Genomic DNA, 25505 nt, shown 5'->3' on the forward strand with positions numbered 1-25505 from the left:
GCCCACCGCGTCGTAGGCGCCACCGCGCCGAGCGACTACGGTGGACGGGTGCACGAACTTGAGGTGAGCTTCCGCGAGGCCATGGCCCGCGTGCCTTCGCCGGTGACCGTGGTCACCACCATGCTCGACGGCGTGCCGACGGGCACCACGGTGTCGGCCTTCGCCTCCCTGTCGGTGACGCCTCCCATGGTGTTCTTCGCGCTGGACAACCGCTCCGGCATGATCGAGCGCATCCGCGAGACCGGCCGAGTCGGCATCAACATCTTGGCCGCGGGCCAGGGCGAGGTGGCCCTCCGCTTCGCCCGCCGCGACATCCCCGACCGGTTCGCCGACCTCGCCTGGCAGGACGACCACGGGCTCCCCCGCCTCGAAGGCTCCGTGTCCTGGCTGCGGTGCGAGCAGCTCGAGTTCGTGGCGGGTGGTGACCACACCGTCGTGTTGGCGACGGTGGCGGCGGCCGAGGCACACAGCGACAGCAGCCTGGGCTACCACCTGCGCCAGTTCCGCGACGTCATCCCATACTGATGCTAAAGAACTCTTGCGAAAGAGTTCTTTAGCATTTACCGTGGGGTCATGACCGCACCCCAGGGACACGCCGACCACACCTCGGACCCGACCCGCATCCGCGCGCTCGCGCACCCCACGCGCCTGGCGCTGCTGGACTACCTCTCCGGTGTGGAGCACGCCACCGCCACGCAGTGCGCCGAGGCCATCGGCGAATCCGTGGCCAGCTGCTCGTTCCACCTGCGCACGTTGGCCAAGCACGGCTACATCAAGCGTGCCGAATCCGGCGACGCCAAGAGCCGCCCCTGGGAGGTGGCCGCACGTGACCGCACGCAGTCGTTCGCGGCCGAGGACCCGGCGTCGCTGCCGGCCATCACCGCGCTGGGCACCGCCGTCCTGGCGCAGGAGACCGGACGGCTCGAGGCCTTCCTGCGCGCCATGCCCACGCTGCCCACCGAGGCGATGAACCGGACGCTGTTGGCGCACACGGCGCTGTGGCTCACCGAGGAGGAGCACGAGGAACTCATGGACGCCGTGCTGGCGCTGTTCCAACCGTTCAAGGAGCGCAACACCGACGGCTCACTTCGGCCCGAGGGCGCGCAGCGCAACACGGTGTTCATGGCCAGCACGCCGGACCTGGCGCACTATGCCCGCCCCGCCGTCGACGCCGACGAAGCGCAGGAGGAGGGACGATGAGCGTGTCCACCGAGGAGTTCGGCGGCACCCGCGAGGCGCTGCGCATCCCCACCTACCGCAAGCTGGTCACGGCGTGGTCCATCGGCAACCTGGGCGACTCCGCGCTCTTTCTGACCATTGGCATCTGGGTGAAGGTGCTCACCGGCTCGGACGTGTTCGCGGCCTCGGTGTTCATCTTCCTGGGCGTGCCGGCGCTCTTCGCCCCCGCGTTGGGCCTGCTGGCCGACAAGTTCTCGCGCAAGTGGCTGTTGGTGGGCACCAACACGCTGATCGCGCTGGCGGTGCTGAGCCTGCTCACCGTGACCGACGCCTCGCAGCTGTGGCTGATCTTCGTGGTCACGTTCGTCTATTCGCTGGCGACGTACCTCAACGCCGCCGCGCAGGGCGGCCTGCTGCGCGACACGCTGCCCGACCACCTGCTGGCCGCCGCCAACGGCCTGTTCGGCAGCATCGACCAGGGCCTGCGGATCATCGCCCCGCTGGGCGCGGCCGGCGCGTTCGCGCTGTGGGGCATGCGCCCCATCCTCGTGGCGACGGCTGGTGCCTTCCTGGTCTACGCGCTGCTGCTGGCCAACATCAGGATCACGGAGACCAGGAACGAGATCTCCAGCGAGAGACACTGGTTCCACACGTCGCTCGAGGGCTTCGGCGCGCTGCACTCGCGCCCGCGGTTGTGGCGCTTCACGCTCGCCCTGGCCCTGGCGGTGCTGGCCGGAGGTGCCATCAACGCGTTGATCTTCCCCATCCTCGACACCGGTCTGGGGCTGCGCCCCGAGATGTTGTCGGTGTTCATCTCGGTGCAGGGCGTCTTCGCGGTGATCGCCGGGCTCAACGCCGCGCGCCTGTTGAAGAAGTGGGGCTATGACCGGTTGATGATGGTGGGCTTGGCGCTGTTCGTGGCGTCGTTCGCGGCGCTGACCGTCCAGCACGTCGTGGTGGTGGCCGTGGCCATCGCCCTGCTGGGCATGTCGATGCCGTTGATGATCGTGGCCACCGTGACCCTGCGCCAACTCGAGCTGCCGCTCAACCTGCAGGGCCGCTCCGGCGCGGCGATGAACATGATGTTCAACGTGCCGCAGGTGCTCACGTCCGCCGTCGTGGCAGCGCTCATCGGCGCGGTCGCCTACCCCTGGCTCATCGGGGCGGCGACGGTGGTGGCGGCCACCGGCTTCATCCCGCTGCTGTCGCAGCTCAAGGCGTCGCGGCGGGAGGCGTCGGCGGCTGCGCTCGCCGTGCCCTGAACGGGAACAACCACAGTGCGGCGAACGCGATCACGCCGGCGATGAGGGTGTCGACGCCCCGGTCGATCGCCAGCTGCACGGGCGGCTCGGCCGGCATGAGCGGCACCGACATGAACAGCGCCAGCACGGTGATGAGGACCGAGCCGATCAGGTAGTTGCGCGCCGTCCAACGCGCCACGAACCACAGCAGCACGCACAGAGCAGCCACGAACCCCGCCGTGCCCAAATGCAGGCCTGACAACGGCAGGAAGACGAGGACGCCGACGGCGGTCCCCAGCAGGCGCGAGAGTGCCCGGACGGTGAGCTGACCGGTGTCGCCTGGATAGGACAGCACCAGCACCACCACCAGCACCGTCCAGAACGGGTGCCGGTCGGCCAGCAGCCAACTGGCGGTCATCGCCGCGGTGACCGCAAGGCAGATGCGCACCAGCACCACGCGGTCGGGGAACGGGGCCGGGCGCGGCAGCGGGGGTGGCCCCGGGCGCGTGAGCACGGCGTCGAGCGCGCCCACGAGCATGGCCAGCAACGACCCCAGCGCGATGTACGCCAAGGTGAGCGGCACGCCGATGCCGCTGCCCGACAGCAGCGTGCCCGCGCCCATCATGAGCACGAAGAAGTAGGCCCCCGGTGGGCCGGGATCCAGCCAGCGCTTGAGGAACACGGCCACGAACGCCGTCGCGAGGTATCCGGCCAGGATGAGCAGCGACGACCCCGCCACCACCATGCCGACGGCCACCGCGGTGAGCAGCCCGACGGCGGCGAGGGCGTAGGCGCGCAGGCGCGGCCGCAGCGGCCGGCCGCCGCCGAACAACACGATGTAGCCGCCGAGCGCGACCAGCAGCCCCTGGAGGGGTTGGCCCAGCGCCGTGAAGACGATGAGACCGCCCCAGACCGGAAGCAGCAGCACCAACGTGGTGCGCCTCGGCATCAGGGGCGGTCTCACCGCGAGGAGTGAGGATCGAATGCCCATTCCCCCATCATCCGGCATGGCGGATCAGGACTGGGCACGCCCCATGCGACGGAGGCTGTCCAGGGTCACGGCCAGGACGATCACGACGCCCTTGATGATCAGCTGGTAGAAGAACGGCACGTTCATCAGCACCAGGCCGTTGGTGAGCACGCCGATGATCAACGCGCCGATCAGCGTGCCCATCACCCGGCCGCGCCCGCCGGCCAGCGACGTGCCGCCCAGGACGACGGCGGCGATGGCGTCGAGCTCATAGCCCGTGCCCGCCGTCGGCTGCGCGGACAACACGCGGGCGGAGAAGATGATGCCCGCCAGGCCCGCGGCCGCACCCGCGATGGTGTAGACCCACAGCAGCGTGCGCTTGACGTTGATGCCGGCCAGGCGTGCCGCTTCGGCGTTGCCACCCACGGCGTACACGTGCCGGCCGAACTTGGTGCGCTCCAGCAGGAACCAGAACACCGCGTAGACGCCGATCATGACGACCACCGGGATGGGTACCCCGGCGATGGCGCCGTTGCCGATGGCGCGGTAGCCCAGCTGGTTGGCGATGAGCGGCTGGCCGTCGAGCAGCGAGTAGGCCGTACCCCTGAGGTAGGTCATGGAGCCGAGCGTCACGATGAAGGCCGGCAGCGCCAGCCACGCGACGAGGGCGCCGTTGATGAAGCCACTCAACGCACCGGCGGCCACGCCGCCCAGCAGCGCCAGCGGCGTGGGGACGCCCGCCGTGAACAGCAGCACGCCCGTCACGCCGGACACGGCGAGGATGGAACCCACGGACAGGTCGATGCCCGCCGTGATGATGATCATCGTCATGCCCGCCGCCAGGATGGCGTTGATCGACACCGCACGGGCCACGTTGAGCCCGTTGTCGATGCTGAGGAAGTTGTCGGCGAAGATCGCCATGACGACGACCAGCACGAGGAGGACGGCGATGATGCCGACCTTGTCCCACCAGGTGGCGAGGTGGCGCAGGGCCGACTGGGTCTGGGGCTTCAGACTGGGGGTTTGGATTTCAGCGGTCATCGCACTTCCTGAGTCTCTTCGTACACACCGGTGGCGTGCTCCATCACGCCCTCCTCCGTCGCGGTGGGGCCGTCGAGTTCGGCCACGATCTTGCCTTCGCGCATCACGAGCAACCTGTCACTGATACCCAATGCCTCGGGTAGGTCGGAGGAGATGACAAGCACTGCGGTGCCCCTGCGGGCCGCTTCATAGATGATTCGGTAAATCTCGCTCTTGGCGCCGATGTCCACGCCACGCGTGGGCTCGTCGAGCACCATGAGGCCCGGGTCCTCGAGCAGGAGCCGGCCCAGGACGAGCTTTTGCTGGTTGCCGCCGGACAGGGCCCGGGCCTCGGTGGCCTGCGAAGCCGTCCGCACATGGAGGCTGTCGAAGATCCGACCCACCCTGTCCCTGATCCGGCGCTGGTTCAGGACCCCGAAGTTGGAATCCTCGGCCAGCGTGGTCATGGCGGTGTTGTCGCGCACCGACATCTCCAGGAACAGCGCCTGGTCCTTGCGGGATTCGGGCAGCATGCCGATGCCCTGCGCGATGGCCTGGATGGGGTTGCGCACGTCGACGGGGCGCCCGTCGAGCGTCACCTCGCCACCGACGCGGCGGTCGGCGCCGTAGATGAGGCGCCCCACCTCGGTGCGCCCGGCGCCGATGAGGCCGACCATGGTGACGATCTCGCCCGCCCGCACGTCGAACGAGACGGGGCCGATGTCCGCGCCGTCGGTCAGGTCGCGCACCGAGAAGCGCACGTCGCCGATCTCGCGGTCCTCCCGGGCGTAGAGGTCCTCGATGTCGCGCCCCACCATCATGCGGACGATGCCCTGGGGCGTGACGCGATCCTCACCGGTGGAGTGCATGTCGCGGGTGCCGACGTAGGCGCCGTCACGGAAGACGGTCACCCGGTCAGCCAGCTCCCAGACCTCCTCCATGCGGTGCGAGATGTAGATCAGGCCCATGCCGGACTCGCGCATGCCCCTGATCAACTCGAACAGGTGCTCGGACTCACTGGCCGACAGCGCCGCCGTCGGCTCATCGAGCACGAGCACGGCGACGTCCTCGGCCACGGCCCGGGCGATCTCGACCATCTGCTGCATGCCGACGCTGAGCCGGCCGATGGGCGTGCGGGGGTCGATCTTGGCGCCGACGCGCTCCAACTTCTCCCTGGCCTCGGCGATCATGCGGCGCCGGTCCAGCACGCCCAACTTCGTCTTGGGCTCGTTGCCGATGGCGAGGTTCTCCGCGACCGTCATGTCGGGGAACGTGTTGAGTTCCTGGTGGATGATGCCGATGCCGGCCGTCATGGCATCTCGGGGAGATGCCATGACGACCGGATCACCGTTGAGCCGGATGACGCCGGCGTCGGGCTGGTAGTTGCCCGAGATGATCTTCATCAGGGTGGACTTGCCCGCGCCGTTCTCGCCCATGAGGGCGTGGACCTCGCCGCGCCGCACGTCCAAGCGCACGTCCGCCAGGGCCTGCGTTGCGCCGAAGCGCTTGCTGATGCCACTCACCTCGAGCAGTGGGGCATCCGTCATCTGGTTGCTCATGAGTTGCTTCCCTGTCGGTGGTGGGCTCACCAGCCGGCGTAGTCACCCACGCTGTCGCGGTCGACGATGGAGGGCTCCATGAGGGCGGTGTGCTCCTCGGGCTCGTTGCCCCCGCGGATCTCACGGGCCACCTCGTAGGCGCGCACCGCCATGCCACCCGGATCCTGGGCCGGCGTGGCCCAGAGGTTGGACTTCTCGTCCTCGAGCGCGATGACGGCCTCAGGCGAACCGTCGACGCCGGTGACCCAGATGCCGGTGCGGTTGGCCTGCTGGATGGCGAGGTCCGCGCCCAGCGCCATGGGGTCGTTGATGGCGAAGATGCCCTGCACGTCGGGGTTGGCGGTCAGCATGTCGGTGGCCAGGCTCAGGCCGGTGGCGCGGTCGTTGTTGCCGTTCTGGTGGCCCACGACGGTGATGCCCTCAGTGGCGTCGAGGACCTCCATGCAGCCCTTGACGCGGTCCTGCACCGGCGAGATGGGGGTGCCGTCGAGGATGAGGACCTTGCCCTCGCCGCCGATCTTCTCGACGAGCGCCTCGCACGAGAGGCGGCCGGCCATCACGTTGTCGGTGGTGACACCGGCGTGTGAGCCGGCGGCGTTGGCGTCCACGGCCACCACGGTGATGCCGGCGGCCTTGGCGCGCTCCACGGCCGAACCGATGCCCTCGGAGTCGACCGGGTTGATGAGGATGACATCCATGCCCTGCTGGATGAAGGCATCGATCTGGTCGTTCTGGGCTGCCAGGTCCTGGCGGCCGTCCTGCACGTTGAGGGTGAATCCGTCAGCCTTCGCCTGCTCCTGCATGCGGGTCTGCATGGCGGCGAAGAACGGGTTGGTCAGGTCCTGCACCATGAGGCCGACCTTCTCGATCTTGGTGTCGCCTTCACCTGTGGCCACTTCGTCACCGGTGGTGCAGGCGCTGACGAACAGGAGACCTCCCGCAGCCATGGCCGCAAGGATCCTTCTGGGAGTGGACTTCATCGTGTGCTCCTAGTTGTAGGTGGCCCGTTGCTCCTTCGCTTTTCGGGCCGCTCAGCATTGAGGTAACGCAAATGTAGAGGATCGAGACAACGTTGTCTAGGCTTTAGTACGATTACGAAACCGAATCGTTACCAGCAACGGAGAGCCCAGGAGCGATCATGAAAGCAGTGGCCCTCGGACATGCCTGCGTGGACATCACGCCCAGGCTGGACCTGTCCCCCGGCATCGAGCCCGGAATCCTCTACCCGGTGGGCCCGTTGCGCTTCGCCCTGGGCGGATCTGCCATCAACACCGCCCGCAAGCTGCACGAGCTGGGCACCTCCGTGAGCATGGCCATCGCCACCGGTCAGGACACCCTCACGCTCATCTACGAGCGGCTGCTGCACGACATGGGCGTGCCCATGCAGCTGATCCCGACGGGCCTGACCACCTCCTACAGCATCGTCGTGGAGCACGGCCACCACGACCGCACCTTCTGGCAGCACGAGGGCTTCAACGCGGCCTTCGACGCGCGGCAGGTGGACCTCGACACCGACCAACCGGACCTGGTGCACGCCGGCTACCCGTCGCTGGTGCCGTTCTGGTGCCACAACGTCGACTCGCTGTTGGAGACCTTCACCGCCGCGCAGCAGCGCGGCATCACCACCTCGCTGGACCTCGCGCACGTGGGCGAGGGCTCGGTGGCCAGCACCGTTGACTGGGCCGAGTGGTTCCGGCAGGTGCTCCCCGCCGTCGACGTCATGTCGCCCAGCTGGGACGACGTCTCCAGCGCCTTCGGGCTCACGGGCGAACCCACCCGCGCGCGCATGGTGGAGGTGGCCGACATGCTGCTGGAGATGGGCGTGGCCGTGGTGCAGCTGTCCGCGGGCAAGGAGGGCTTCCTGCTGCGCACCGCCGGGACCGGGCGCCTCGAGCGGGCCGGCCGCGTGCTGGCGCCGGTGGCCGGGGCTTGGGCCGATCAGGACCTGTGGTTCGACGCCGAGGTCATCGACGAGCCGGAGACGACGGTCGGCGCGGGCGATTCGTTGACCGCCGGGCTCCTCCACGCGTTGGGCATGGGGCTGGCGCCGGTTGCAGCGGGCGAGTTCGCCCGGGCCGTCGTCGGGCGGCACCTGAGGGGGGAACGGGCCAAGTGAAGGAATCGATGCGGCGCGCCACGCTGACCGACGTGGCCGACGCCGCTCAGGTGTCGCTGAAGACCGCCTCGCGGGTGATCAACGGCGTGGCCACGGTGCATCCCGAGCTGCGCGACCGCGTGCTCGAGGCCGCCAGCATGCTGGCGTACCGCCCGCACCGCGGCGCCGCCACCATGCGCTCGGGCACCTCGGACATGGTGGGCATGGTCATCCGCGACATGGCCAACATCTTCTACTCGCGGGTGGCGGCCGGGGCCGCGGATGTCGCCGGCGAGCAGGAGTGCCTGGTGATCACCTGCAGCTCCGAGGGCGTCGCGGATCAGGAGGCCAAGCTGCTCGAGGCCGTGTTCGCGCAGCGCCCGCGCGGGCTGCTGATCACGCCCACCGCCACGCCCCAGCCGCTGATCCTGGCCGAGATGGCGCTGGGTTGCGCGGTGGTGGCGATCGACGAGCCGCTCGTGGGGCTGGACGTCGACTCCGTCAGCTTCGACAACTACGGCGCCTCCAGGGAGGCCCTCGGGGCGGCGCTCGAACTCGGGCGGAACCGCTTCGCCATCCTCAGCGACACCGACCGGCTGGCCACCATGCCGCCGCGCATCCAGGGGGCGAAGGACGCACTGGCCGAGCGCGGGCTGGGCGTGCTGCCGGAGATGGAGATCCGCACCGCGCACACCGACGAGCAGGCCCACGAGGCGATCGTCGGGCTGCTGTCGCTGGCGGAGCCGCCCGATGCGGTGTTCTGCGCCAACAACATCTCGGCGCTGGCGGCTGCCAGCGAGGTCCGTGCCCGCGGCCTGGACGTGGCCATCGTGGCGTTCGACAACTTCCCGCTGAGCCACACGCTCCCCCAGCCCGTGGTGCTGGTGGAGCACGACGACCGCGAGATGGGCAGGGCCGCGGCGCGGCTCCTGTTCGAACGGCTGACAGACCCTGGGCGCGAGACCCACCACCTCACCATGCGCACGCAGGTGCGCCGCTACTGATGAAAGGCACCCCATGACACCCCAGCCGCAGTTGCTGCGCTCCAACCAGCCGCCGGACCGCTTCTACAAGGGCGGCGCCGCCATCGCCGAGTTGCGCAGCGTCCCGTTCGAGGGCGGCAACACGCCCGAGGACTGGGTGGCCTCCACCACGTGCCTGTTCGGCGAGACCAACCTCGGCCTGACGCGCCTCGACTCCGGCGAGCTGCTGCGCGACGCCATCGCCGCCGACCCCGAGGCCTGGCTGGGCCGCGAGCACGTCGCCCGCTGGGGCACCGACACGCAGCTGCTGACCAAGCTGCTCCACGCCGGGCAGCGGCTCCCCGTACACCTGCATCCCGACGACGCGTTCGCCGCCCAGCACCTGGGCCGGCCCCACGGCAAGACCGAGGCGTGGCTGGTGCTGCAGCCCGGCGCCGTGCACCTGGGCTTCCGGCGCGACGTCTCCCCCGAGGAGTTGGCTGATCTGGTCGAGCGGCAGGACACCGAGGCGCTGCTCGACGCGCTGCACACCATCGAGGTCAACCCCGGCGACGGCGTCCTGGTGCCGGCGGGCACGCCCCACGCCATCGGTGAGGGCGTCTTCCTCGTCGAGGTGCAGCAGCCGGAGGACATGTCGATCCTGCTCGAATGGAAGGGCTTCGCCCTCGACGACGACGCACCGCGCGAGCTGGGCCTCGGCTGGGACCTGGCACTGCAGGCGGCCGACCTGACGGTGCACTCGCCCGAGCAGGCCGAGTCGCTCGTGATGCGCTCGCCCGGGGTGGGCCAGGGCCTGCCGGACCTCTCGCTGTCCTTCTTCCGCGCCGACTGGGTGGGCGCGGGCGAACTCGAGGCCGGCTTCGCGGTGCTCGTCATCATCGACGGCGGGGGCAGCCTCGCATGGGCTGAGGGAGAACTGCCGCTCACCACCGGATCCGTGGTCTTGCTGCCCCACGCCGCCGAGGCCCCACGACTCACCGGTGACGTGCGGGCGGTCTGGTGCCGCCCACCCGCCGCTGGGCCACGCCATGCCTGAGCAGGCGGCGGGGCGCACGCGCCGCGCCGTGGTCTTCGGCGCCGGCGCGGTGGGGCGCGGGTTCATCGCGCCCCTGTTCTCCGCGGCCGGGTGGCACGTGACGTTCGTCGACGTGATGGATGCGCTGGTCTCCCGCCTCGATGGCGAGGGCGGCTACCAGCAGGTGACGGTGGACAACCGCGGCCGGCGGGCCGCGACCATCAGCCCCGTGGCGGCGCTACACCTGCGGAACTCGGCCGCGGTCGCGGCCGCGCTGTGCGAGGCCGACATGGCCGCCACCTGCGTCGGCGCCGCGCACCTGCCGGGCCTCGCCCCGGTGCTGGCCGAGGGCCTGCGGGCCCGGCAGCGGGCCGGCCGCGGTGCGCTGGACATGCTCCTGTGCGAGAACCTCCACGACGCACCCGGCGTGCTGCGCCGCGCGCTCGACGCCGCCCACGGCGGCGACACCACCAGCCTGGTGGGGTTGTCCGCCACCTCGATCGGGCGCATGATTCCTCGAGCCAGCGGTGAGGATGCCGACCTCACCGGTGTCGCCGTCGAACCCTATGCGCAGCTGCCCTACGACGCCGCCGCGCTGCGGGGCAACGCCCCGGACGTGCCTGGCCTGGTGCCGATCAGGGAGAACTTCGAGGCCTACGCGGACCGGAAGCTCTACGTGCACAACATGGGGCACTGCATGCTGGCCTACCTGGCGCACCGCAAGTCGCTGCGCTACGTCTGGGAGGCGGTGGCGGACCTGGAGCTGCGCTACCTGGTGCGCGCGGCCATGCTCGAGTCGGCTGCGGCCGTCAGCCGCGTGCACGGCATGGAGCCCGGCCCGTTGCAGCACCACGTCAACGACCTGCTGCACCGCTTCACCAACCGCGAGTTGGGCGACACCGCGCAGCGCGTGGGCCAGGACCCGGTGCGCAAGATGCAGCCCGACGACCGCCTCATCGGGGCCTACCTGTTGTGCAAGCGCGCGCAGGTGCCGTTCCTGCACGTGTCGCTGGGCGTGGCGCTGGGCGCGCACCAGCTGGAGACGGAGGCCGGGTGGCCGGCGTCCGAGGTGGAGGCCCATCTGGAGCGCCACCTGTTCCAGGACAGCGAACGCGACGACGGCGCACGCAGGCTGCTGGCAGACCAGCTGCAGCTGGTGCGCGAGGGTGCGCCGCTCGTCGAGCAGATCGCCCGCATCGATGCCGAGTACCTGGAGCCCTGGGTGGTGTGACGTGCGCGGCGTCGCTGCCTAGCGGCGGCGCAGCGAGTGGCCCTGCGTGAAGAGCCCCTCGGGATCGACCTGTTCCGACAAGGCACGCAGGCGGGTGCCCGTGTCACCCGGCCACGCCAGCTCGGCCGAGGCCGGCCGCACGTCTGAGGAGTACGCCGCGTACGTGCCCGTGCCCAGCTGCTGGAGGGGCGCGAACGAGGCGTCCTCGGCCACCGTGCCGGCCGGGCGCAGCCAGGTGCCGACGAGCGCGCGCTGATGCCTGCCCGCCCACGCGGTGGCGGACGGATCGACGTCTGAGACGGCGCCGCCGAGGGCACGGATCTCACCCAGCAGCGTGGTGCGGTCTGCCAACGCCTGGGCCATCGCCCTGCCCACTTCGGCATCTGCCCTGTCGACCAGCACGTCGCGCATGCGGATGGCCTGCTGGCCCAGGTGCGGCTGCCCTGGAGAGGGCACGATCTGTGGGTACGGGGTGATGAAGGCCTGCTGCTCGAACACCTGGCCGAGGCCCAGCGCGGCTTCGAGGACGGGCGTCGCGGCGGCGGTGTCATCGCCTGCCCACACGTTGCGGGCGCGCACGATGGTGCGGCCACTGCCGGTGGCGTTGAGCATGAGGAAGCCCTCGGCCGCACGGGGCGCGCCGTCGATCCACTCGCCCCATGCCTGGGTGAAGGCGCCGAGGTCCGTCACCGCATAGCCCACCTCCTGGTAGATGATCGAGGCGTCTCCGGAGCGGGTGTTCATGCGCGTGGGTTCCAGTTCGACCTCGGTGACGATGCCCACGTGGGTGCCGCCGCCGCGCACCGCCCAGAAGAGGTCGGGCTCGTGCTCGGCATCCACCCAGCGCACCCGGCCGTCCGCGGTGACCAGCTGGGCTGCGCGCACCCTGTCGATGGTGAGGCCCTGCGAGCGGGCGAAGTAGCCCACCCCACCCGCGGTGGCGAGCCCGCCCACGCCCGTGTCGCCGAAGTTGCCGCTGGTGATCGTGAGGTCGTGCGGCGCCAGGACCGTCGACACCTTGCCCCACCCGGCACCGGCCTGGGCGCGCACCCTGTGCGCATCCGGGTCCAGGTCGACGGCGTCGAGTCGCGACAGGTCGATGATGATGCCGCCATGGTTGGTCGAGGTACCGGCGATCCCGTGACCGCCCGAGCGGACCGCCACCGGCAGGCGTTCGCCGTCGGGGCCCTGGGCGTCCGCGGCGTACCGTACTGCCGCAGCTACCTCGTCAGCCGTGGTGGCCATGATCACCACGGCCGGCGACCCCGCCGCCATGTACGAGGAGCGCACCATGGCGTAGCCGCGGTCGTCGGGGAAGACCGCGCGGTTGGCCAGTTCGGCCGGCAGCGGCGGGAGCCCCGCCCGGCCCTTGAGCGTGGCGCTCATCGGCCCACCACCGGCACCACGGCCCTCCGTCGCTGGTCACGCATCTCCACTCCTTCACTCACGAATCCACGTCCCGGGATAGTATTACCTGTAACTACAGATAATGCACGAAAATTCCCGGGAGGTCGTCATGGAGGCACTCACGCCGCCGCTGGAGGTGTGGCGGGGCCTGCTGCGCGGGCAGCGCTCGATGCTGCTGCGCCTGGCGGCGCACCTCAAGAGCGGGTTCGACCTCACCACGGCGCAGTACGAAGCGCTGCTCACCGTCTACGAGAACGGCGGCACGGTGAGCGCCGGCGAGCTCAGCCGCAACCTCCTGTACACTTCCGGGTCGACGACGCATCTCATCGCCCGCCTCGAGGAGCGCGGCCTGCTCGCCCGTGACGCCGACCCCGCCGACGCCCGTAGGGTGCGGGTCTCGCTGACGGATGCCGGCCACCACCTCATCGTCGAGGCAACCGAGGCGCACGTGGCCGACATCGAGCGCGAGTTCTCACCGCTGGTGACCGGCGCCGACCAGGACGCCCTGCTGCGCTTCGCGCGCCGGTTGGCCGAGGCCGAGGGCGTCGTCTCGCAGCCCTTCCCCGCCTGACGACCGGGCCTGTGCACCGGCCCCGGCCGGTGGGAGGATGACGGCATGGCACATTTCGTGGTGACCGTGGGAGCCGGCACGCTCCGCCCGACCTCCGAGACCGCGGTCCACTTCCCCCACCGCTGGACCGACGAGGGCGTCGGCGTCGAGGCGGCGTTCACGGGCGGGCACCTCTGGGTGTTGGCACCCGCCGGATGCGTCCTCAACGACGTGTACCGCGAGGCGGCTGGCATGGGCCTCGAGATCGACGGCGTGCTCGTCAGCGCCACCGGCGGGCTGGACGAGGACACGTGGCAATCGACCGGCATAAGCTACGCGGTCGAGATCGACAGCCCTGAGGACCCGGAGGTCCTCGACGAGCTGGTCGCCACCGTCGACTCCGTGGCCGAGATCCCCAAGGCCCTGCGCACCGGCACCACCGTCCGGCGCGTCTAGCTCAACAGGCTGAACGAGAATCGGCCCCTGACCTGGCTCAATGCCTGGTCAGGGGCCGATGTCTACTGGTGGAGCTAGGGGGATTCGAACCCCCGGCCTTCTCATTGCGAACGAGACGCGCTACCAACTGCGCCATAGCCCCAGAGCATCGACAACTTTAGCACCGCGTGCGGAATCGCTCCAAGTTGGGGGTGCCCCACTCACTCACCGACGGCGCGCGGGCGGAATTCGGCGATGTTCGACGCCTCCGCCGACGAGGCGATGGTGGCCTCGCCCTCCTCGACCGGCGCAGCCGGGTGGTCCGCCGTCGGCACCAGCGGCGACGACGCGGCCACCGGGGCGGACAGGTCGATGGTGCGGACGGTGCGCGGCAGCAGCGGCTGCGACACGTAGGTGGCGGGGGTCACCGGGATGGGGTCCCACAAGGCGCCCATGGTGGTGGGCATGGTGAGGTCGATGGAGAGCTCCATGCTCTCGGAGTGCTCCGCGGCGGGCACCTCGATGGTGGTGGTGTCCTCGTCCTCGTCGAACCCGGCGCGCACGGCTTCCGCGCGGCGGTCGAGGTTGCGGTGCATCGCCACGACGGTGAGCCTGGCCACGCACAGGAACGCCACCAGCAACTCACCGGGCACGGCCACGCTCCAGCCGGGCACCAGGCCGATGAGGCCCAGCACCGTGAGGAGCACGATGGCGACGCCGAGCACCAGCACCACCGTGAGGCGGCGGCGGGCGGCCTGCCGCGCCACGAGGCGCAGTTCGTTCAGTTCGGCGCGCCGCGTGAGCGGAGTGGAGACCGAAGCCAGGGCCTCGTCCTCGACGTAGTCTTCGACGTCTCGGCGCAGAATGCGCATGGAATCAGCGAAACGCTCAGTGGGGTCACCGTCGAGTTCAAGGTCAGCGGGCCGCTGCGCCGTCACCCAGGGAAGGGCGAACGCAAGGCCGGCACAAACAACGATGGCGATGATGATCCCGGCGAGCATGCCCATACGTTAAACAACATCAATGGGATTTGCTCGCGGCGCGGCGGCGAGTCGGCACACTTTGTCCGCCACTTTCTGGCGCTGGGCGTGCCCGAGCCACCACGGCACAGGCAGTGAGCGATTCGCTCAGTGACAGCTCAGTCCTCTTCGTCGAACAGCCAGACCTTCACGGCCTGCCCGGCACGCACCGTCTCCACGGATTCGTCCAGGATGATCAGGCTGTTCGAGCGCGACAGCTCGCCCAGCGCATGCGGCATCGAGACCTGCTGCACGTGCCGGATGCTGCCCTCGAGCGTGACGCGGCCGCGGAGGAGGTGCATGGTGCCCTTCATGGAGCGCAGCATGGTGTCGGTGATGGCGCGCACCGCGCGATGCTCCGTGCGCGCGCCCATCAGGCGGCGGATCAGCGGCCGGGCGAACGCGTGGAACGACACGTAGGCGCTCACGGGGTTGCCCGGCAGCATCAGCATGGGTACGCGCTCGTCGTCCTCGCCGATCAGGCCGAAGGTCTGCGTGCGGCCGGGCGACATCGCCACGTCGACGGTGTCCACCAGACCCAGGTCGTTCATGACGCCCACCACGGCCTCGTAGTCCTCGCGGCGCCCACCCGTCGTCGAGATCACCAGGTCTGCGCGGATCAGCTGGTCCGTGATGGCGGTGCGGATGGCATCTGGGTCATTGGAGTGCACCGCCACGCGGAAGACGGTGGCGCCGGCGGCGCGGGCGGCGGCAGCGATCATGTAGGAGTTGGCGTCGGTGGCGTCGCCGTGTTCCACCACGGCTCCCGGGTCCACCAGGTGCTCGCCCGAGCTGATGACGATCACGCGCGGGCGCGGGCGCACCATCACCTTGTCGATGCCGGCACCGGCCAGCAGGCCCATGGCGCGGTCGTCAAGCACCTCGCCCTCGCTCAGCAGCCGGGTGCCCACGCTGAGGTGCTCGCCGGCGGCGCGCACGTACTCACCCTCGGCCACCTTCTCGATGAGGTGCGCGCGGTTGCCCTCCAACGTGGCGAACGTGGCGGGCAGCACCGCGTTGGCGCCGCGCGGCAACACGTCTCCTGCCGCCACCACCACGGCGCCGCCTTCCGGCAGCCGCTCGACGGTGGGGTCCACCACGTCCAACGGCTCGGCCAGCAGCCCCGAATCGTCGAGGAGGTCTGCCGCACGCACCGCGTACCCGGCCACCTTCGCCGTCGAGTTGGGCGGCACGTTGATCATCGAGTCGATGTCCTCGCACATGACCTGGTCCCACGCCTCCAGCAGCGGGGTGCCGAACGGCTCGAGCGGCTCCACCAGGCCGAGGAGGTAGGCGGTGTGGTCAGCCACGCTGCGCAACCCCGAGGCGTTGAGTGCCGGAGGCTCCGGGAGCCGGGGCTCTTCGGGGATCTCCTCGACGACGGTCTCCTGCTGCTTGCGTCCAAACCAGGCCATGGCCCTTACGATATGCCAATGCCCGAACAGCCCCGCAAGGACGCGCTGCGTGCCGCCGTGTCGGCTGCCAGGAACGCACTGTCCGACGGCCGATGGCGGGACGAGGACGCCCGACGCACCCGCCACGTGCTCGCCGCCGTCGCCCCGCTGCCGGTGGCCACGGCGGCCGTGTACGTGTCGCGGCGGGGCGAGCCCGACACGCGCGACATCATCGACGGCCTGCTCGCCCTGGGCTGGCAGGTGCTGGTGCCGCGCCTGGTCCGCGCCCCCGACTGGGCCGCGTTCCCGGGCTGGGTGGAGCTGGTCCCGGGCTGGGGCGGCATCCCGCACCCTGCCGGCCCGGGGCTGGGCGCCGCGGGGCTCGCCGAGGCCGACCTGATCCTGCTGCCCTGCCTCGCCGTCGGCCGCGACGGCACCCGGCTGGGCACCGGCGGGGGCTGGTACGACAGGGCGCTGCCCCACCGTCGGCCGGGTGCGCTCCTGGTGGCGCTGGCGCGGGAGGACGAAGTACTGGACACGGTGCCGACGCTCCCCCACGACGTGTCCGTGGACGGCTGGGCCACGGAGCTCGGTTGGGTCATCGTTGACCGCTGAACTATCATGGCGGGCGGTTATCTCCCCGGAGGAAGTCAATGCCCACCTACCAGTACCGCTGCACCGATTGTGGCTCCGACCTCGAGGTCGTGCAGAAGTTCACCGACGACGCGCTCACCGTCTGCCCTGAGTGCGACGGCAACCTGCGCAAGGTGTACAGCGCGGTGGGCGTCGTGTTCAAGGGCTCCGGCTTCTACAAGACCGACAACCGCAGCTCGTCGAAGCCGGCCGCGAAGAAGCCCGAGCCGGCGAAGGCCGAGTCGAAGCCCGCCGCGAAGGTGGAGGCCAAGTCGGCCTGAGGCCGCCGTCCAACCTGAGCCTGTGGACAACGGCGCAACGGGACGCGCGCCGGCCACAGTGACAGGCATGAAGCGCCTCCTCGACCTGATCGTCCAACGCATCTCGTGGCACCGCCGCGTCGTCGGCGCCGCCCTGGCCGCAGTCGCCGTCCTCACCCTCGGCAACGCCATCTCGGCGCCCGACGCCCCCACCGAAGCCGCAGTGGTGATCGCCGCGGAGCTACCCGCCGGGCACGTGCTCACCGCCTCCGACCTGAAGCTCGCCCAGCTGCCACCCGACGCCCTCCCCGACGGCGCCCTCACCCGCGTCGACGGCCTCGTCGGCCGCAGCACCGCCGTGTCGCTGGGCGCCGGCACGGTGCTCCAACCCGGCATGCTGGCCACCAGCCGCAGTACCGAACCCGGCCGCGCGCTGGTCCCCATCATGCTGCGCGACGAACACGTCCGCTCGCTGCTCAACCCCGGTGACCGGATCTCCCTCATCGCCTCGGGGTACGAGGAGGTCGAGGTGCTGACCGACGACGCGAGGGTCGCCGTGCTCGGCAATGCCCCCTCGGGCGGCTCGCCGTTCTCCGTGGGCGGCGGCGCCTCCGGGCCGATGATCCTCGTCGACGTGCCCGCAGCCCAGGCACCGCTCGTAGCCGCCTACGGGCAGGACGGCGGGCTGCGCATCGTGCTGGGCGGCGCGTCAGGGTGAGACCGGGACGGGTGCGGCTGCACCTGTTCGTCGTTAGAGTCGTGCCGGGCCACGTGGTCCGACGGCGCGGCACCGCGTCGTGACACCTCCCGCCCCCGGCGGCTACACAGAAATCTGGAGAACCATGAAGGGCTTCAAGGAATTCCTGATGCGCGGCAACCTCATCGAGCTCGCCATCGCGTTCGTCATCGGTGCGGCGTTCGCCACCGTCGTCGAGTCGTTCACGGCGATGTTCATGGACATCCTCGGCTTCATCGGCGGCACGCCCGACTTCTCGAACTTCAAGCCGGGCGGCGTGTCCGTCGGCGCCTTCCTGACCTCGCTCATCGCGTTCGTCATCATCGCCGCCGTGGTCTACTTCGGCGTCGTGGTGCCCTACACCAAGGCCAAGGAGCGCTTCGACCGCTCACCCGAGGAGGCGCCCACGCTCACCAAGTCGGAGGAACTCCTCGAGGAGATCCGCGACGCGATCCGCGCCCGCACCCTCTGACCCAACCCTCACCAGTGTGGGGGCCGGTCCTCCACCAGGCGTCGCTCGTCGCGGTTCAGCGGCCTCTCGGCCGGCCTGGCCGCGACGAGCCCTGTCAGGCCCAGGTTGGCCCGCGCCTGCGCGAGGGCGGCGTCGAAGCGGGCGAACCCCACTGCTCGGCGCACCTCCAGTGGCACCGTGAACGGCCACGGACGTTCCGCCTCCTGGGCCGCGTGCCGGAGGTCCGCCAGCCGCTCGGGCGGGTAGCCCGCGGCCGCCAACTCGTCGCCCAGGTGCTCGACGGAACCGATGTCGAGCACCTGGCCCGTCAACGCCAGGGCCAGCGCCCCGGCGAGCGGATCACCCTTCAAGCCTGGTGCCGTCCTCGACGGTGCTGGCCTCGCCGGCGTCGGGCAGCGTGACGTCGCCCTTGACGACGACCCCCGTGCCGAAGGTGTAGTCACCCTCGACGCGGAACGACGTGGCCTTGCGCAGCGACGGCGCCTGCGGGATGCGCTCGGCGAACTTCTGCACCGTCTTGTAGTAGCGCGAGTCGAGGCTGATCTCCGGCGACGTGTCGGTGCACGCCACGAGCTTGCCCTCGTCGGTCAGGTTGTAGACGTCGGAGCGCAACAGGAGCAGCTCGTTGGTGGTCTTGACCGGCAGGAAGCGGTCGCGGCCCACACAGATGGCGGTGGCACCCTCGAACACCTCGATGGCCGCGCCCATCGCAGACTCCACCTGGATCACCGGCGTCGACGACGAATCCGTGGGGTCCACCGTCTTCTCGTTGCGGATCAGCGGCAGCCCCAGCACCGAGTTGCGCTCGACGAGGGTGTCACGCAGGTTCTGCAGGTCGAACCATAGGTTGTTGGTGTGGAAGAACGGGTGGCGGTGCTCGTCGGTGAAGTAGTCCATCTCCTCCGGCGCGGTCTGCGCGGTGTCGCGCAGGATGAGCTGGCCGTCGGCCTTGCGGATGGCCAGGTGGCCGCCCTTCTTGTCGTTGACGGTGCGACGGCACAGCTCCGCGGCGTAGGGTGCGCCGGACCTGGCGAACCAGCCGGCGATGGTGGCGTTGGGCGCGGCGCCCAGGTTGTCGCCGTTGGAGACGCAGGCGTAGCGGAAGCCGGCCTCGAGCAGCGCGTCGAGCACGCCGGAGCCCTCGAGGGCCGGGTACAGGTCTCCGTGCCCGGGCGGGCACCACTCGAGCGACGGGTCCGCCGGCCATTCGACGGGGGTGAGGTCGTCGGCGCGCAGCTTCGGCTCCTGGTTCTGCACGAAGCTCAGCGGCAGGTCCTCGACGGGGAGCTCGGGGTAGCGGGCGAGGTGCGCGAGGGTGTCCTCGTCGGTGCGGAACGAGTTCATCAGCAGCAGCGGCAGCCGCGCGTCGTAGCGTTCACGGGCCGCGAGCACCTGCTGGACGATGAGGTCGAGGAAGTTCATGCCGTCGCGCACCGGCAGCAGGGTCTTGGCCTTGTCGAGGCCCATCGAGGTGCCCAGGCCGCCGTTGAGCTTGATGATGACCGTCTTGCCGATGGCCTCGCGCGCCTCGGCGTCGGTGATGTCGACGTCCGCCAGCATCGGCGGGTCCAGCAGCGGCTCGATGGTGTCCTCACGGATCACGCCCGTCTCGCCGGACTCGAGCAGGTGGTAGAAGCGGGTGAACACCTCGATGGCCGGAGTGGAGACCCCGGCGTCAATCATCTTCTGACGGGCTGCCTGGAGGCCAGCTTCGGACACGACGATTCCCTTCCTCGGTAACGCAACCGATCCTAACCGTCCGCCCCGCGCGGCTCCCATTCAGGGGTGGCGCCGGGCCCCGATCACGCATCCACACGGGTCATACGCGCCACCCAGCACGTTCACAGGATTGGCACAGCAACCGTCGGTTTGGTTGGATGCACCGACGAGACACGAGGACCGAGCACCATGAGCCTTCTCCCCTATGAAGCAACCTTCCCCGCACTGGGGACCCGTGCCACCCTGCTGACCTCCCGCCCCGAGACGCTGCTGCCCGCCGTCGAGGTGGTGCGCGCGGAGCTCGACGTCTTCGGCGACGCGGACGCCCTGGGCGGCCACCCCATCCTCGACGACCACCTGGGCGCGCTGCTCGGGGGCGTCGACCCGTTGGAGCCGCTCCCGACCGACGCCGAGGCGGACGCCCGTTCCCGCACCGCCCGCCGCTTGGCGGACCTGTTGGCCGACGAGTTCCCCGGCGGCTTCCTGGTGGACCTGGGCGGCGTGCCCGCCGTCGCGGGCGACTCCCTCGCCGGCGACGGCCTCAGCGCAGCGTGACGCCTACTCCGTCACCTCGACGATGCCGTGCGCGCCGCGCTCGGCGTCGACCATGATGTGGCTCACCGCCGGGTAATGTCCCGGCTCGGTGAACGTCAACTCCACGAAACCGCCCTCGGCCGGCTGGAGCGCCAGCGCCTGGGCTCCCCCTCCGGCGTTGCCGAACGCGTCGACGCCATCGCGGAGGAGGTAGCCGCCCTCGCGGTAGACGGTGTCGAACTGGCCGCCCACGACGTGGAAGCTCGACGCCCGGTTGGGCCCGGCGTCGACCACGAAGAAGCGCACCTTCTCCCCCACCTTCGCCTCGAAGGGCTGCTGGTCGTACTGGTTGGCCACGCCGTTGAACACGACGCGGTCCGGCTGTTCGGCAACGATGCGTGCCGGGTCGATCTCGGTGGCCGCCCCGGCGGTGGCGGCGTCGTCGGTGAAGACCTCCGATTGGACCACGACGTACTCGCGGTCGACCTCCGGCAGCCCCTCCTCCGGCTCGATGATCACTGCGCCGTGCATGCCGGCGGCGATGTGGGCGCTCATCGGCATGGTGGAGCAGTGGTAGAGCCAGGCCCCGGCGCGCTCCGCGGTGAAGCGGTAGACCAGCGTCTCGCCGGGCGCGATGGTGCGCATGGGCGCGTCGGGGGCGACGGCGCCGGCGTGGAAGTCGATGGAATGGCCCATGGTGCCGTCGTTGATGAGTGTGATCTCGAAGACGTCGCCGACCCGGCCGCGCAGCGTGGGGCCGACGCCCTGTCCGTTGTAGGTCCAGCGGCGCTGCCACAGGCCCGGTGCCACTTCGAGCGGCACCTCCGTGACGCGGAACTCGTAGCGGCGCACCGTCTCGTCGGTCAGTTCGGGCGCGACGGGGTCGACGACGTGGCCGAGTTCGGCCTCGGGGTTGCCGGCCGCGGGCACGTGGGTGGCGTGCCCACCGTCGCCTGAGGTGTCGGGCGGGGGCGCCGTGTCGCCGACGACCACGTCGAACGTCATGCCCATCTGACGGTGCCCGACGACGGTGCACCAGCCCTCGATGCTCTGCCCCACCACGCCCAGGTCGAGCTCGGCGGTCTCGCCCGCGGCGAGGCGGGGGCTGCGGACGTCGCCGACCATCAGGTCGTGCACATTGGTGTCGTCCAGGTTGGTGAGCTGGATGATCACGTGGTCTCCGGGGTCCACCTCGATGCTGGCGGGTTCGAAGCGCATGTCGTGTGCATCGACTTGGACCCGGACGGTGCGGCCGGTGGGCGCGACGGCCTGCGTCGAGGCCTGCGGGTCGGCGATGCTCGCGGCCCCGGGGTCGATGCCGAAGCCGAGGGAGACGGCCACTGCCAGCGCCGCGATGCCGGCGACGAGCCCGCTGCCGGTGATGGCGCTGGGCCGCTCGGCGGGCAGCGACGGCTCCAGGCCCTGCATCGCAGCGCGGCGCTCCCGCGCGGAGGCCCGGATCCCGGCGACCATCAGCGGCAGGAACAGGGCCAGCGCGACGAGCACCGTCGAGGAGACCGTGACCTTGGCCCAGCTGGGCAGGGGCAGCAGGAACAGCAGCAGACCGCCGTTGATGACGGCGAGCCGGGCGGTGGCCCAGCGGTCGAAGTACTTCGCGCCCGCACGCACGACCCTGGGGCCGCCGCCCAGCACGGACGGCAGGAGGTAGCTGAGGGCGCCGGTGACCAGTTGCAGCAGGAAGCCCACCACCCAGATGCCGGCGAGCACGGTGTAGTTGCCGGCCAGGGCGATGTCGTCGGCGGCCCACACGTGCACCGCGGTGGCGACCAGGGCGACGCAGGCCCACACACAGGCGGCGAGGATGGAGGCGGAGGCGAACTCCCTCGGCGGGCGGTTGCGCGTGGGCGCCACGAGGCAGCGCCCGAACCACACCAGCCCGACGGCGTACCCGGCGATCCCGACGGCGGCCACGGGCCGCACCCCGAGCAGGGAGCCGGCGATGATCACCGCCAGCGACCCGATGAGGATGGGCATCGCCTGGCGGGCGAGGCGCTCGGCGCGGTCGTCCATGCGGGTGCGCAGCACGGTGGGCCAGAACGTGACGAGCGTCCCGACGAGCGTGAGGCCCACCCACCCGAGGATCATCGTCATGGTGTGGGCGACGAGGAGGTTCGCGTGCCAGAAGTCGGCCAGGCCCCACGCGAGCGCGGCACCGAAGCCGGCGCCGACCGGCAGGCACAGGGCAGCGGCGACGTAGTAGCGGATGCTGATCCGGAAGCGTCCCGGCAGTGCCCGGCGCAGGTCCCGCACCAGGGTCCAGGCGTGCCAGAGCACCGCCGTCGACACCGCTGCGGCGCCGATGACGACCGGCCACCATTGCGCAGTGGGCACTCCGACGAAGACCATGAGGGCGCCGATGGCGAGGAGACCCAGGCGGAGGTCGGCTATCCTGCGCGCCTTGTCATCGGGCCGCGTCTTGAGCAGGGCGGCGGTGAAGTGGGCGCTCCACACCATCACCGAGTGGGTGATGGCCCCCAGCCCCACGAGGTGCACCATGAGCCACGTCGACTCCGGCACCCAGCGGTGCACGAGCGCGATGACGACGGCGCCCACCAACCAGACCAGCAGTGTGAAGTCGCGCAGCGACCGGCGTCCCCTCATGACCGCACCACCGAAGCCACCACGGTCACAGCGAATGTCAGGAGCGCGAGCACGGTGAGGATGCCTCCGGTTCGGTAGAGCAGTTGGATGCCGGCGAGCCCGCCGGTCAGGCGCAGCACCATGCCCACGTTGAGCACGACGAGCGGCGCCCACATGGACGGACGATACGGCAGCGGACGCCCGATGACGGCCGGGAAGATGATGGGGGCGTGCGCCATGATCATGGCCAGCCCGAACCCGAGGAACACGCCGTGGATCACCGCGTCGTAGGTGCCGCTGGTGGTGGGCTGTCCCGCGATGATCCACACGACGCCGGCGATGGCGAGCCAGAAGTTGCCGGCCAGCAGGGCGGTCGCGTTGTAGCGGCGCAGGCCGGTGCTGCGGACGAAGCGGCGGCCCACGTCGTCGCGGAAGAGCCAGAGCGCGGTCAGCAGGCAGGCGAGCCCGACGGTCCGGGCGCCGGTGTCGGGGAACGGCAGGCTCAGCATGGCGCCGACGCCGATGAGGGACGCGAGGGCAAGCAGTGTCGGGATGGCACGGCGGCCCATCGTCAGTTGGGCCAGTTCGGCCCGCTCCGCGGCGATGGTGATCACCAGGAACGCGGCCAGCAGCGGGAGCAGCGGGGCGATCTCGGAGACCAGCCACAGCCCGGTGAACAGTGCGGTGAACAGCGCGCCGAGGGCCTGGGCGGCCACCAGCGAGAGCGGTGCCCGGAGCCACAGGGCGATGGCGACGCCGAGGAACGCCAGCCCGCCGTCGAAGAGGAGGAGTTTGCCGAGCGCGACGGGGGCGCCGGCGATCAGTGCCAGGGAGCCCAGGCCGAAGAGCGCCGGCGCGACATAGGCGAGCGCATTGCGCAGGGCCTGCGCCCGCTCGATGGAGATGAGGGTGCCCATGAAGCCGAGCACCATGACCGGCCCGTGCAGGTCCGCCAGGCGATCAGAGTCCACCGGCGCCCAGACGCCGAGCCGGAGGAGCCCCGCGTTGAGCCCCGCCAACAGCGAAAAACCGGCGAGGGCGATGATCGCCACCCGCCAGTTCTTCGTGCGCTGACCGATGTCCGTTGTGGCCTGGGACGTCTGGTCAGCAGTACCCGGCGTCGTCACGATCAGGAACGGGCGAGCTTGAGCTTCCAGGCGTCGGGGCCCTGCTGCACGTAGCTGACGGTGATGTCCTGGCCGTGGCGCTGCTGGATCTGGGCCAGCAGCGGGATGGGGTCGTGCGGGGCGACGAGCACGAACGCCGTGCCCGGCTGCAGGGAGTCGACGACGCCATGGATGGCGGCGTGGCGGACGGCGTGCGGGATGGTGCGGGCGTCGAGCTCGGGGAGGGCTTCGTCATGGCCGCCGCAACCGCAGCTGGACTTGGGGGTGAGCGAGATGTCTTGCATGGCGGAGATGTTACTACGACTAGTTGGTGTTAATTCCCGGGGGTCGTGTTGTGGCCGATCGGGGCCCCACGAAACCTGCGCGCCGGTTTTTGTCAGACCCCTTCCCTAGCGTCATACACGTCAAGGTTGAACGACAGAATGGGGGACTCGCCATGACACAACAGCACCCCGCGGGCTGGTACACCCAGCCCGACGGATCCTCCCGGTACTGGGACGGCACCCAGTGGGCTGACTCGGCGGCGCAGGCCGCGGCTGCAGCGGCCACGCGGCGTCGGCCGTGGTACACGAAGAAGCGCATCATCATCCCGGTGATCGCGTTCATCGGCCTGGTCGCCATCCTGCCCAAGGGCGGCGGAGATGCCGAGCAGGCGGCTCCCGCAGCGGCGGTCACGGCCACGACGGAGGCCCCAGCGGTCGAGTCCGTCGAGGAGACCACGCCGGTCGAGACGACTGAGGCCGCCCCGGCCACCACCGAGGCTGCGGCCGTCGAGACGACGGTGGCCCCCGTGGCCGAGACGACGTCGGCTGAGCCCGTGGCCGAGGAGCCGGTGGGCCCGGAGCTCACGGTCACGCAGGAGCAGGCCGTGCGCCAGGCGGAGAACTACCTGGACTACACGGCATTCTCGCGCAGCGGGCTGGTGGAGCAGCTCGAGTTCGAGGGCCACAGCACGGAGGACGCCGAGTTCGCCGTCGACTTCGTCGGCGCCGACTGGGCCGCCCAGGCGGTGGCAAAGGCCGAGTCGTACCTGGAGTACACCGCGTTCTCCGAATCCGGCTTGGTCAGCCAGCTGGAGTTCGAGGGCTTCACAGCCGAGGAGGCGCAGCACGGGGTGGCCGGCGTCACGGTGGACTGGAACGAGCAGGCCGCATTGAAGGCCAAGTCGTACCTGGACATGAGCGCGTTCTCGCGCTCTGGGCTCATCGACCAGCTGGTCTTCGAGGGATTCTCGCAGGCCCAGGCTGAGTTCGGGGCCGATTCCGTCGGGCTCTGAGAGCCCGCGTCCTTGGGGGGACGGCGGCCGGGGATGCGTTGGGGGCGCA

General features: G+C 70.5%; 27 protein-coding genes and 1 tRNA gene. 15 read left to right on the plus strand and 13 right to left on the minus strand.

The features are described from left to right. Positions 1-48 precede the first annotated feature (48 nt). From ABEA30_RS01050 to ABEA30_RS01060, 3 genes are read left to right on the plus strand one after another with little or no spacing between them, the layout of a single operon-like run. Complete coding sequence (locus ABEA30_RS01050; protein ID WP_345577683.1) at positions 49-525, plus strand: flavin reductase family protein; 477 nt, start codon at positions 49-51, stop codon at positions 523-525. Between the two features lie 48 nt (positions 526-573). Next, positions 574-1200: a winged helix-turn-helix domain-containing protein gene (locus tag ABEA30_RS01055; RefSeq protein ID WP_345577686.1), complete on the plus strand. Its 627-nt coding sequence runs from the start codon at positions 574-576 to the stop codon at positions 1198-1200. After that, a complete protein-coding gene (locus tag ABEA30_RS01060) occupies positions 1197-2441 on the plus strand; it encodes an MFS transporter (RefSeq protein WP_345577689.1) in 1245 nt (414 codons plus the stop codon). Before ABEA30_RS01055 ends, ABEA30_RS01060 begins: the two co-directional genes overlap by 4 nt. On the opposite strand, the gene ABEA30_RS01065 is transcribed toward ABEA30_RS01060, so the two are convergent. The 4 genes from ABEA30_RS01065 to ABEA30_RS01080 all read right to left on the minus strand — a co-directional run bounded on the left by ABEA30_RS01065 (position 2392) and on the right by ABEA30_RS01080 (position 6949). Further along, positions 2392-3369, minus strand: coding sequence for an FUSC family protein (locus ABEA30_RS01065; protein ID WP_345577692.1), 978 nt, complete (start codon positions 3367-3369; stop codon positions 2392-2394). The two genes, ABEA30_RS01060 and ABEA30_RS01065, sit on opposite strands and share 50 nt — an antisense overlap. A 66-nt stretch (positions 3370-3435) precedes the next feature. Next, positions 3436-4431, minus strand: a complete 996-nt coding sequence (locus ABEA30_RS01070; protein WP_345577695.1) for an ABC transporter permease subunit — start codon at positions 4429-4431, stop codon at positions 3436-3438. Then, complete coding sequence (locus ABEA30_RS01075) at positions 4428-5969, minus strand: sugar ABC transporter ATP-binding protein (protein WP_345577698.1); 1542 nt, start codon at positions 5967-5969, stop codon at positions 4428-4430. Before ABEA30_RS01075 ends, ABEA30_RS01070 begins: the two co-directional genes overlap by 4 nt. Positions 5970-5995: 26 nt before the next feature. Next, positions 5996-6949: an ABC transporter substrate-binding protein gene (locus tag ABEA30_RS01080; protein WP_345577701.1), complete on the minus strand. Its 954-nt coding sequence runs from the start codon at positions 6947-6949 to the stop codon at positions 5996-5998. Between the two features lie 158 nt (positions 6950-7107). Between ABEA30_RS01080 and ABEA30_RS01085 the strand changes: the two genes are divergently transcribed. From ABEA30_RS01085 to ABEA30_RS01100, 4 genes are read left to right on the plus strand one after another with little or no spacing between them, the layout of a single operon-like run. Continuing rightward, complete coding sequence (locus ABEA30_RS01085) at positions 7108-8085, plus strand: carbohydrate kinase family protein (protein WP_345577704.1); 978 nt, start codon at positions 7108-7110, stop codon at positions 8083-8085. Continuing rightward, positions 8082-9068, plus strand: coding sequence for a LacI family DNA-binding transcriptional regulator (locus ABEA30_RS01090; protein ID WP_345577707.1), 987 nt, complete (start codon positions 8082-8084; stop codon positions 9066-9068). The genes ABEA30_RS01085 and ABEA30_RS01090 overlap by 4 nt, the downstream gene beginning before the upstream one ends. 13 nt (positions 9069-9081) lie before the next feature. After that, complete coding sequence (locus ABEA30_RS01095) at positions 9082-10083, plus strand: class I mannose-6-phosphate isomerase (RefSeq protein ID WP_345577710.1); 1002 nt, start codon at positions 9082-9084, stop codon at positions 10081-10083. After that, positions 10076-11293, plus strand: coding sequence for a mannitol dehydrogenase family protein (locus ABEA30_RS01100; protein ID WP_345577712.1), 1218 nt, complete (start codon positions 10076-10078; stop codon positions 11291-11293). Before ABEA30_RS01095 ends, ABEA30_RS01100 begins: the two co-directional genes overlap by 8 nt. A gap of 18 nt (positions 11294-11311) precedes the next feature. Here the strand turns inward: ABEA30_RS01100 and ABEA30_RS01105 are convergent, their stop codons facing one another. Next, on the minus strand, positions 11312-12679 hold the full coding sequence (locus ABEA30_RS01105; protein ID WP_345577715.1) for an FAD-binding oxidoreductase: 1368 nt from the start codon (positions 12677-12679) through the stop codon (positions 11312-11314). A gap of 103 nt (positions 12680-12782) precedes the next feature. Here ABEA30_RS01105 and ABEA30_RS01110 point away from each other — a divergent pair, with 103 nt between their 5' ends. Together ABEA30_RS01110 and ABEA30_RS01115 are read left to right on the plus strand one after the other, a co-directional pair. Beyond that, a complete protein-coding gene (locus ABEA30_RS01110) occupies positions 12783-13271 on the plus strand; it encodes a MarR family winged helix-turn-helix transcriptional regulator (protein WP_345577717.1) in 489 nt (162 codons plus the stop codon). A 45-nt stretch (positions 13272-13316) separates the two neighbouring features. After that, complete coding sequence (locus ABEA30_RS01115) at positions 13317-13706, plus strand: OsmC family protein (RefSeq protein WP_345577720.1); 390 nt, start codon at positions 13317-13319, stop codon at positions 13704-13706. 66 nt (positions 13707-13772) lie between these two features. On the opposite strand, the gene ABEA30_RS01120 is transcribed toward ABEA30_RS01115, so the two are convergent. From ABEA30_RS01120 to ABEA30_RS01130, 3 genes are all read right to left on the minus strand, one after another. Beyond that, a tRNA-Ala gene (locus tag ABEA30_RS01120) sits at positions 13773-13848 on the minus strand. 58 nt (positions 13849-13906) lie between these two features. Continuing rightward, entirely contained in the window at positions 13907-14686 is a 780-nt protein-coding gene (locus tag ABEA30_RS01125; RefSeq protein ID WP_345577723.1) for a hypothetical protein, read from the minus strand. A gap of 137 nt (positions 14687-14823) precedes the next feature. Beyond that, positions 14824-16119 carry a molybdopterin molybdotransferase MoeA gene (locus tag ABEA30_RS01130; RefSeq protein WP_345577726.1) on the minus strand — a complete coding sequence of 432 codons (1296 nt, stop codon included), beginning with the start codon at positions 16117-16119 and terminating at the stop codon, positions 14824-14826. 18 nt (positions 16120-16137) lie between these two features. On the opposite strand from ABEA30_RS01130, the gene ABEA30_RS01135 reads away from it, so the two are divergent. From ABEA30_RS01135 to mscL, 4 genes are all read left to right on the plus strand, one after another. Continuing rightward, on the plus strand, positions 16138-16713 hold the full coding sequence (locus ABEA30_RS01135; RefSeq protein ID WP_345577729.1) for a 5-formyltetrahydrofolate cyclo-ligase: 576 nt from the start codon (positions 16138-16140) through the stop codon (positions 16711-16713). Between the two features lie 38 nt (positions 16714-16751). Beyond that, the gene (locus ABEA30_RS01140) at positions 16752-17012 is read left to right on the plus strand and encodes an FmdB family zinc ribbon protein (protein WP_345577732.1); all 261 of its coding nucleotides are present in this window, start codon (positions 16752-16754) and stop codon (positions 17010-17012) included. 67 nt (positions 17013-17079) lie between these two features. After that, entirely contained in the window at positions 17080-17709 is a 630-nt protein-coding gene (locus tag ABEA30_RS01145; protein WP_345577735.1) for an SAF domain-containing protein, read from the plus strand. 124 nt (positions 17710-17833) lie between these two features. After that, positions 17834-18199, plus strand: a complete 366-nt coding sequence (mscL, locus tag ABEA30_RS01150) for a large conductance mechanosensitive channel protein MscL (RefSeq protein WP_345577738.1) — start codon at positions 17834-17836, stop codon at positions 18197-18199. A gap of 8 nt (positions 18200-18207) precedes the next feature. On the opposite strand, the gene ABEA30_RS01155 is transcribed toward mscL, so the two are convergent. Both ABEA30_RS01155 and ABEA30_RS01160 read right to left on the minus strand, forming a co-directional pair. Next, a complete protein-coding gene (locus tag ABEA30_RS01155) occupies positions 18208-18549 on the minus strand; it encodes a hypothetical protein (protein ID WP_345577741.1) in 342 nt (113 codons plus the stop codon). After that, positions 18539-19918: a UTP--glucose-1-phosphate uridylyltransferase gene (locus ABEA30_RS01160; protein ID WP_345577744.1), complete on the minus strand. Its 1380-nt coding sequence runs from the start codon at positions 19916-19918 to the stop codon at positions 18539-18541. Before ABEA30_RS01160 ends, ABEA30_RS01155 begins: the two co-directional genes overlap by 11 nt. 189 nt (positions 19919-20107) lie before the next feature. On the opposite strand from ABEA30_RS01160, the gene ABEA30_RS01165 reads away from it, so the two are divergent. After that, the gene (locus tag ABEA30_RS01165) at positions 20108-20473 is read left to right on the plus strand and encodes a hypothetical protein (RefSeq protein ID WP_345577747.1); all 366 of its coding nucleotides are present in this window, start codon (positions 20108-20110) and stop codon (positions 20471-20473) included. Positions 20474-20476: 3 nt separating this feature from the next. Here the strand turns inward: ABEA30_RS01165 and ABEA30_RS01170 are convergent, their stop codons facing one another. The 3 genes from ABEA30_RS01170 to ABEA30_RS01180 form a co-directional block, all read right to left on the minus strand. Then, positions 20477-23074, minus strand: a complete 2598-nt coding sequence (locus tag ABEA30_RS01170; RefSeq protein ID WP_345577748.1) for a multicopper oxidase domain-containing protein — start codon at positions 23072-23074, stop codon at positions 20477-20479. Beyond that, a complete protein-coding gene (locus ABEA30_RS01175) occupies positions 23071-24105 on the minus strand; it encodes a hypothetical protein (RefSeq protein WP_345577750.1) in 1035 nt (344 codons plus the stop codon). Before ABEA30_RS01175 ends, ABEA30_RS01170 begins: the two co-directional genes overlap by 4 nt. A 77-nt stretch (positions 24106-24182) precedes the next feature. Then, positions 24183-24473, minus strand: a complete 291-nt coding sequence (locus ABEA30_RS01180) for a DUF2249 domain-containing protein (RefSeq protein ID WP_386084944.1) — start codon at positions 24471-24473, stop codon at positions 24183-24185. A gap of 143 nt (positions 24474-24616) precedes the next feature. Between ABEA30_RS01180 and ABEA30_RS01185 the strand changes: the two genes are divergently transcribed. Beyond that, the gene (locus ABEA30_RS01185; protein ID WP_345577756.1) at positions 24617-25456 is read left to right on the plus strand and encodes an Ltp family lipoprotein; all 840 of its coding nucleotides are present in this window, start codon (positions 24617-24619) and stop codon (positions 25454-25456) included. Positions 25457-25505 lie beyond the last annotated feature (49 nt).

It is taken from the genome of Tessaracoccus lubricantis (assembly GCF_039544535.1).
Lineage (GTDB): Bacteria > Actinomycetota > Actinomycetes > Propionibacteriales > Propionibacteriaceae > Arachnia > Arachnia lubricantis.

What these genes read in the sequence shown, in the direction of transcription:
- ABEA30_RS01125 (WP_345577723.1), bottom strand. Translation starts at nt 14,686, where the DNA reads ATGCTCGCCGGGATCATCATCGCCATCGTTGTTTGTGCCGGCCTTGCG.
- ABEA30_RS01075 (WP_345577698.1), bottom strand. Translation starts at nt 5,969, where the DNA reads ATGAGCAACCAGATGACGGATGCCCCACTGCTCGAGGTGAGTGGCATC.
- ABEA30_RS01145 (WP_345577735.1), top strand. Translation starts at nt 17,080, where the DNA reads ATGAAGCGCCTCCTCGACCTGATCGTCCAACGCATCTCGTGGCACCGC.
- ABEA30_RS01095 (WP_345577710.1), top strand. Translation starts at nt 9,082, where the DNA reads ATGACACCCCAGCCGCAGTTGCTGCGCTCCAACCAGCCGCCGGACCGC.
- ABEA30_RS01055 (WP_345577686.1), top strand. Translation starts at nt 574, where the DNA reads ATGACCGCACCCCAGGGACACGCCGACCACACCTCGGACCCGACCCGC.
- ABEA30_RS01140 (WP_345577732.1), top strand. Translation starts at nt 16,752, where the DNA reads ATGCCCACCTACCAGTACCGCTGCACCGATTGTGGCTCCGACCTCGAG.
- ABEA30_RS01085 (WP_345577704.1), top strand. Translation starts at nt 7,108, where the DNA reads ATGAAAGCAGTGGCCCTCGGACATGCCTGCGTGGACATCACGCCCAGG.
- ABEA30_RS01135 (WP_345577729.1), top strand. Translation starts at nt 16,138, where the DNA reads ATGCCCGAACAGCCCCGCAAGGACGCGCTGCGTGCCGCCGTGTCGGCT.
- ABEA30_RS01105 (WP_345577715.1), bottom strand. Translation starts at nt 12,679, where the DNA reads ATGAGCGCCACGCTCAAGGGCCGGGCGGGGCTCCCGCCGCTGCCGGCC.
- mscL (WP_345577738.1), top strand. Translation starts at nt 17,834, where the DNA reads ATGAAGGGCTTCAAGGAATTCCTGATGCGCGGCAACCTCATCGAGCTC.
- ABEA30_RS01070 (WP_345577695.1), bottom strand. Translation starts at nt 4,431, where the DNA reads ATGACCGCTGAAATCCAAACCCCCAGTCTGAAGCCCCAGACCCAGTCG.
- ABEA30_RS01115 (WP_345577720.1), top strand. Translation starts at nt 13,317, where the DNA reads ATGGCACATTTCGTGGTGACCGTGGGAGCCGGCACGCTCCGCCCGACC.
- ABEA30_RS01110 (WP_345577717.1), top strand. Translation starts at nt 12,783, where the DNA reads ATGCACGAAAATTCCCGGGAGGTCGTCATGGAGGCACTCACGCCGCCG.
- ABEA30_RS01080 (WP_345577701.1), bottom strand. Translation starts at nt 6,949, where the DNA reads ATGAAGTCCACTCCCAGAAGGATCCTTGCGGCCATGGCTGCGGGAGGT.
- ABEA30_RS01165 (WP_345577747.1), top strand. Translation starts at nt 20,108, where the DNA reads ATGAGCCTTCTCCCCTATGAAGCAACCTTCCCCGCACTGGGGACCCGT.
- ABEA30_RS01185 (WP_345577756.1), top strand. Translation starts at nt 24,617, where the DNA reads ATGACACAACAGCACCCCGCGGGCTGGTACACCCAGCCCGACGGATCC.
- ABEA30_RS01170 (WP_345577748.1), bottom strand. Translation starts at nt 23,074, where the DNA reads ATGAGGGGACGCCGGTCGCTGCGCGACTTCACACTGCTGGTCTGGTTG.
- ABEA30_RS01065 (WP_345577692.1), bottom strand. Translation starts at nt 3,369, where the DNA reads ATGCCGAGGCGCACCACGTTGGTGCTGCTGCTTCCGGTCTGGGGCGGT.
- ABEA30_RS01100 (WP_345577712.1), top strand. Translation starts at nt 10,076, where the DNA reads ATGCCTGAGCAGGCGGCGGGGCGCACGCGCCGCGCCGTGGTCTTCGGC.
- ABEA30_RS01060 (WP_345577689.1), top strand. Translation starts at nt 1,197, where the DNA reads ATGAGCGTGTCCACCGAGGAGTTCGGCGGCACCCGCGAGGCGCTGCGC.
- ABEA30_RS01130 (WP_345577726.1), bottom strand. Translation starts at nt 16,119, where the DNA reads ATGGCCTGGTTTGGACGCAAGCAGCAGGAGACCGTCGTCGAGGAGATC.